The organism is Cognatishimia sp., from assembly GCF_964229375.1.
Taxonomy (GTDB): domain Bacteria; phylum Pseudomonadota; class Alphaproteobacteria; order Rhodobacterales; family Rhodobacteraceae; genus Cognatishimia.
In genome coordinates, this window is record NZ_CAXREH010000105.1 from 20,886 (window position 1) to 27,197 (window position 6,312).

General features: G+C 56.4%; 5 protein-coding genes and 1 pseudogene. All 6 read right to left on the reverse strand.

What is annotated here, in order from left to right:
• Positions 1-70: 70 nt before the first annotated feature.
• A complete protein-coding gene (locus tag ACEQWH_RS08485) occupies positions 71-484 on the reverse strand; it encodes a secondary thiamine-phosphate synthase enzyme YjbQ (protein WP_370229732.1) in 414 nt (137 codons plus the stop codon).
• Positions 485-550: 66 nt separating this feature from the next.
• Positions 551-1,084: an SRPBCC family protein gene (locus ACEQWH_RS08490; RefSeq protein WP_370229735.1), complete on the reverse strand. Its 534-nt coding sequence runs from the start codon at positions 1,082-1,084 to the stop codon at positions 551-553.
• A gap of 167 nt (positions 1,085-1,251) precedes the next feature.
• Positions 1,252-3,234: an RNA polymerase sigma factor RpoD gene (rpoD, locus tag ACEQWH_RS08495; RefSeq protein WP_370229738.1), complete on the reverse strand. Its 1,983-nt coding sequence runs from the start codon at positions 3,232-3,234 to the stop codon at positions 1,252-1,254.
• Between the two features lie 126 nt (positions 3,235-3,360).
• Positions 3,361-5,301: a DNA primase gene (dnaG, locus tag ACEQWH_RS08500; RefSeq protein WP_370229740.1), complete on the reverse strand. Its 1,941-nt coding sequence runs from the start codon at positions 5,299-5,301 to the stop codon at positions 3,361-3,363.
• A gap of 49 nt (positions 5,302-5,350) precedes the next feature.
• Positions 5,351-5,698 (reverse strand): hypothetical protein, encoded by a 348-nt coding sequence (locus tag ACEQWH_RS08505; RefSeq protein WP_370229743.1) that lies wholly within the window; start codon positions 5,696-5,698, stop codon positions 5,351-5,353.
• A 115-nt stretch (positions 5,699-5,813) separates the two neighbouring features.
• Positions 5,814-6,312: pseudogene (locus ACEQWH_RS08510) on the reverse strand (glutamate dehydrogenase); the annotation flags it as partial.

The window sequence follows — 6,312 nt, forward strand, 5'->3', positions numbered from 1 at the left end:
TCCACAGGCACTATAGGGGCTATACTTCACTTTGGGTAGAGGGGAAATTCACCCCCCAGATAATGGGCGATCAGCCTGCATAATGTGCAGCAATCCGGCGGGTATGTGGGGCATTTCGATGCTCAAACACATAAATGCCCTGCCATGTTCCCAGCATCATCCGCCCGTTTTGCACAGGAATTGACAGGCTGACCGGCAACATCGCTGACTTGATATGCGCAGGCATGTCATCTGGCCCCTCATATGTGTGCGTCAGATAAGACATAGAGGGATCGGTCGTTGGCGGCACAAGTCGATGGAAGAAGGCCTGCAGATCCGTTTGGACTTCGGGATCTGCGTTCTCTTGGATCAGCAAACTTGCCGAGGTGTGGCGGATCATCAGGGTCAGCAGACCATCGCCGCCCCCGACACAGGTTCTGGCCACCTGATTGGTTATGTCATAAAGGCCCGCGCCATGGGTGCTTATCGTCAGTTCTTGGATCATGCGGCGACACTGACCTGCAGAGCCCGCAATGACAAGTGGAACTCAGGTCAGATTCCCAGCAGAGCCCTAGGCCCCTTCGACCAAGGCTTTCAGGTTGTTCAGTCCCTTTTCGTAGTCAGGACCAACCCAGCCATCCATCATCAGCCCCATCCAGCGAAACATCGGATTGTTGCCATTGTCGCTGGTGAAGCCCCATGTCACCGAGGTGCCCTCTCCGACCGGAACAAGATCGTAGAACGCCGTCGCAGTTCCCATCTCGCCGAAATCCAGAGCCGTCACCAAGCGGCGCGCGTTCTGGGCCTCGATCACGATCATATTGCCGGAACCAACTTGCGGATGATCCGACTGCCAGCTCATCGCAGCGCCAACGCCTTCGGGGACATCATTGAAGGACAGCTGCACGTCGGGATCGCGGTCCAGCCAGGGTGACCAGGATTGCGTGGCTTGCAGGTTCGACACATAGGGAAAGATGACCTCGGGGGCCGCATTCATCAAAACGGTACGTGATACATTGGTTTCCTTGGGCAGCAAGAATGCGCCGCCGACAAAGATGACCATCAAAAGAACAACGATCCGAATAACCCACTTAATGACGCCCATTGCACGCTCCCTCACTCACTACGCCTCCTGTATACCACGAGGCTGCGAAATCGCGAAAACGCATTGCTTATGGGGCTGAACGCGTAGGCGCCGCAGGATGAAATAGCGTCGCCGAGTCGCAAAAAAGAAAGGCGAGGAATGATCCCCGCCGTTTCTTTGTGTCGCTGTTACTGGTCCAAGAAGCTGCGCAGCTTCCTGCTCCGGCTTGGGTGTTTCAGTTTCCGCAGGGCCTTGGCCTCGATCTGGCGGATCCGTTCCCGTGTAACGCTGAACTGCTGGCCCACTTCTTCGAGGGTGTGGTCTGTGTTCATCCCGATGCCAAAGCGCATCCGCAAGACGCGCTCTTCACGCGGCGTCAGCGAGGCCAGAACGCGGGTCGTGGTTTCCTTGAGGTTTTCCTGAATGGCACTGTCCAAAGGCAGCACGGCATTCTTGTCCTCGATGAAATCGCCCAGCTGTGAATCTTCTTCGTCGCCAATTGGGGTTTCCAGCGAGATCGGCTCTTTGGCGATTTTCATCACCTTGCGCACCTTCTCCAAAGGCATTTGCAGCTTTTCTGCCAATTCCTCTGGCGTCGGCTCGCGACCAATTTCGTGCAGCATCTGACGGCCTGTCCGCACCAGTTTGTTGATCGTTTCGATCATGTGCACCGGAATACGAATGGTCCGCGCCTGATCGGCAATCGAGCGGGTGATCGCCTGACGAATCCACCATGTCGCATAGGTCGAGAATTTATAGCCGCGGCGGTATTCAAACTTATCGACCGCTTTCATCAGGCCGATGTTACCTTCCTGAATAAGATCAAGGAATTGCAGGCCGCGGTTCGTGTATTTTTTGGCGATCGAGATAACCAGACGCAGGTTCGCTTCGACCATTTCTTTCTTGGCCTGGCGCGCTTCTTTTTCGCCCTTTTGAACCTGATTAACGATGCGGCGGAATTCCGGAATGTCCAAGCCGACGTATTGGCCAACTTGCGCCATGTCGCCGCGCAGCTCTTCGACCTTGTCAGTGGAGCGTTCCATGAACATCTGCCAGCCGCGTCCCGGCTTGCCGGCCATTTCGTCCATCCAGTTTGGATCCAGCTCGCGGCCGCGATAAGCTTCGATGAACTCTTTGCGGTTGATACGGGCCTGGTCCGCCAGTTTCACCATCGAGCTGTCAATCGACATGACACGACGGTTGATGCCGTACAGCTGGTCAATCAGCGCTTCGATACGGTTGTTGTGCAGATGCAGCTCGTTCACCAGCTCGACGATTTCCGAGCGCAGCTTTTGATAGGTCGCCTCTTCCTTGGACGAAAAGCTGTCATCCTCGTTCAGCGTGGCCGAGATCCGCAGATCTTGCATGTCCGACAACATCGCATAGTCATCCGCGATGCGATCCAGAGTTTCCAGAACCCGCGGCTTCAGCGCGGCTTCCATTGCCGCAAGCGACATGTTTGCCTGATCGTCGTCGTCGTCATCGTCGTCGTTCTGAATCGGATTACCATCGGCATCCAGTTCTTGCGCCTGTTCTTTCTTTTCAGGCGTCGCGACTTTTGAGGTGTCGACAACCGGCTCTTCTTCGTCGCCGTCCTCGTCCATCTGATTGCCAAAAGTGGCTTCAAGGTCGATGACGTCGCGCAGCAGAATGTCTTCGGACAAAAGTTCGTCGCGCCAGATTGTAATCGCTTGGAAGGTCAGCGGGCTTTCACAAAGCCCCGCGATCATAGTGTTGCGGCCGGCCTCGATGCGTTTCGCAATCGCGATTTCGCCTTCGCGCGACAACAGTTCCACAGACCCCATTTCGCGCAGATACATGCGGACAGGGTCGTCGGTGCGGTCGAGCTTTTCCTGATTACCAGAGCCAAGCGCCACTTCGCGGGTGTTGGAAGAGGTATCAACCAGCGCCGTGGTTTTCTGTTCTTCTTCTTCGACCTCGTCATCTTCGATGATGTTGATGCCCATTTCGGACAGCATCGACATAACGTCTTCGATCTGTTCAGAGCTGACCTGATCTGGCGGCAGAACTTGGTTTAGCTGATCATATGTGATGTAGCCGCGTTCACGCGCCTCAGCGATCATTTTCTTGACCGCAGCCTGGCTCATATCCAGAGAAATCTCGGCGTCTGCGTTGTCGGTCTTTTGGTCGTCGGTATCTTTGGCGGCCATGTTCTGCTCCTACACCTGAGGCACGGGTGATTCGTTTCACGAATCAATAGCGCGATTCTATGATTCGCACACCCAGATAACCCGGATTTCTTTATCTCATCCCTACCAAGAGTGAAGATGTGATCATCACTTGCGTTTGGTAAAGCTAATCTTCTCCATCAGCGCGTCCAGTGCGGCACGCTCGTCTTTGTCTATCGGGGCGCCATTGTCGCCCACGAGGTACTCTGCCGAATCTTCCTGCAGACTGCGCACCGCTTGATCGCGTTCTTGCGCGGCCTGTCCCAGACGCCATGTGACGGCTTCGTCGGCAATCTCGGTAAGGTTTTCTTCAGCCTCGGCAATTTCCGCGCTCAGACCGGCCTCAGATGTCAGTTTTCGCAACTCTTCCGAGATCGTCAGACGCGCGCATTCTACGTCCCCTTTGCGCCGCAAAGGAGGCGCAAGACGCACATGTGGATTGCCCATCAGGAAATCAAGGGCCTCAGGGCCCATTGAATCTTCGACCACCGATTTAAGGTCGGCCACACCGCGATGCACCTGACGCAACAGAAGATCTCGCAGGAACCCGTGGTCCGGATCATCACAGGTCAGGTTTTCAAGCCCCGCTTCAAATTCATCCAGCACCGCCGGGGTCGCAACGATCGAAGCCAAGATCACGGCCTCGCGCATATGGCGTTGCCGCGCCTCATCAGCGGACACCAGCAGCGAGGCTTTCGTCGAGGCCTGAGCACCCGAGGGCGCGCCCCATTTGCCGCGCGGCTTGAACCCGCCCTTTGGCGTCCGCTGAGGTCGGAACAATTGCCAGCGCAGGTCTTTGATCGCCTCGCCATAATGCGCGCGGATCGATGGGTCTTTGATCAGCTTGATTTTGGCCCGCAGCGCCTTGTCCAAAGCAGCCTTCCGTTCAGGACTGTCAAAGACCTTGCCGTCGATTTCACGCTGCCAAAGCAGGTCCACCATCGGCTTAGCGTGATCCAAAATCGTCTGCATCGCCTTTGCGCCGCCGGATTTGATCACATCATCTGGGTCTTGGCCTTCGGGCATAATCGCGAACCGCAGGCTTTGTCCGGCTTCAAGCATCGGCAGCGCCAGATCGATCAGGCGCATCGCTGCGCGGATACCCGCCTTGTCGCCATCTAGGGCAACGATTGGTTCCGGTGACATGCGCCACAACAACTGCAGCTGATTTTCTGTGATCGCTGTGCCAAGAGGCGCAACTGACGAGTCAAACCCCGCCTCGGCCAGCGCAATGACGTCCATATAGCCCTCGGCCACGACCAAAGGCTGCCCTTTGCCCGCCGCCGCGCGCGCGTCTTTGTGGTTGTAAAGGCTTCGGCCCTTATCAAAGATCGCGGTTTCCGGTCCGTTCAGGTATTTCGCACGGGCGTTTGGATCAAGCGCCCTGCCCCCCAGTGAAATACAGCGCCCACGTGCGTCGCGAATGGGAAAGATAATCCGGCTGCGAAACCGATCATAGGGCGCGCGTCCATCATCAGGCACTGCGGCAAGCCCCGCATCGATCACCAGTTTGGGATCAATCCCCTTGCCGGTTAGGTGTTTGAACACGGCATTGCCCTCGGGCGCATATCCGATCCCGAACCGGTCTTGCGTCTCTTGCGACATGCCGCGACGCTCTAAATAGGCCCGCGCCTCGCTCGCCGCACCCGTCTTGAGCGCCATGCGATAAAATTGAACCGCCTGCTCTATCACCTCGACAAGCTGGCTGTGACGGTCGGCCTTTTCCTGGGCCCTTGGATCGCGATCCGGCACTTGCATGCCCGCTTCGTCCGCCAAGATTTTGACCGCCTCCATAAAGCCCACGTTTTCGGTTTCCTGCACGAACTTCAACGCATCACCTTTTGCGTGACACCCGAAGCAATAGTAGAAGCCCTTTTTATCATCTACATGAAAAGATGCAGTTTTTTCGTGGTGAAATGGGCAAGGCGCCCACATGTCACCCTTGCCGGGATTGGACTTGCGGCTTTCCCATTGGACTTTGCGCCCCACCACCTGAACGATGCTGGTGCGACTACGCAATTCATCCATGAATCCGGGAGGCAGGCTCATGCTCTAATATAGGAACGGCTGGGAATAATTGTCCAGAAGCAGCGCGCTGTTATTCGCTGGCTTCTGCGTCATCCTCTTTTGGAAGACAGCTGGCCTTAAAGATGTCGCCTGCATCGCCCGGCACAACGGCCTCTTCCGGCAGGGAATAGAAATAGGTCACAAGCGTCGGAACACCGGCGATATAGCGATCATCCACGGCGCGACGGCCTTTGGTCAGAATGCGCGTGGCGCGGCGTTCGGACTTACCCTCTTGGCGCAAGCCCGCAATCAGATCCGAGATCTCGGCCATCGCGAGACAATCCTCGACAGAGATTTTCGCAGCGCTTTCCGTTACCGCGTCCTCTGCCATCAGCGGGGTTACGGCCATCATCAGGACGAAACTCAGTGTCTTGCGCATTTCTCGCTCCTTTACGGGTCTTTCACCGTTAGTGCCCAGCGCGGCACCGTTTCGCAAGGGGGAATAAAAAAGGAGCGCCCGATGGACGCTCCGATGTGGTGATATGGCACTGAGCTTAAAGGCCTTTGGCGCGGTAACTTGCAGCCACTTTGCCGATAGACACCAGATAGGCCGCCATGCGCAGGTCTTGCACGTCGTCGCGCTCGTGCCAGATGTCGCGCATGGACTGATAGGCAATCCGCATGGTGTCATCCAGACCAGAGCGCACCAATTCCAGCTCGCCCGCACCCTTAAGGTACTTTTCCTTAAAGGTCGCATCCAACGTCCAGGCATTGCCCACGCTTGCAGACAGGTTTTCAAGCTGATCAACCACCAGTTGGTGACGGCTTTCTTCCTGACGGCGTTGCATACGGCCAAAACGAATGTGGCTCAGGTTTTTGACCCACTCAAAGTAAGACACGGTCACACCACCGGCGTTGGCATACATGTCAGGGATAATCACACAGCCCTTTTCGCGCAGGATTTTGTCGGCACCCGCGGTGACAGGGCCGTTCGCGGCTTCGATAATCAAAGGCGCTTTGATACGCTCGGCGTTGGACAGGTTGATCACCCCT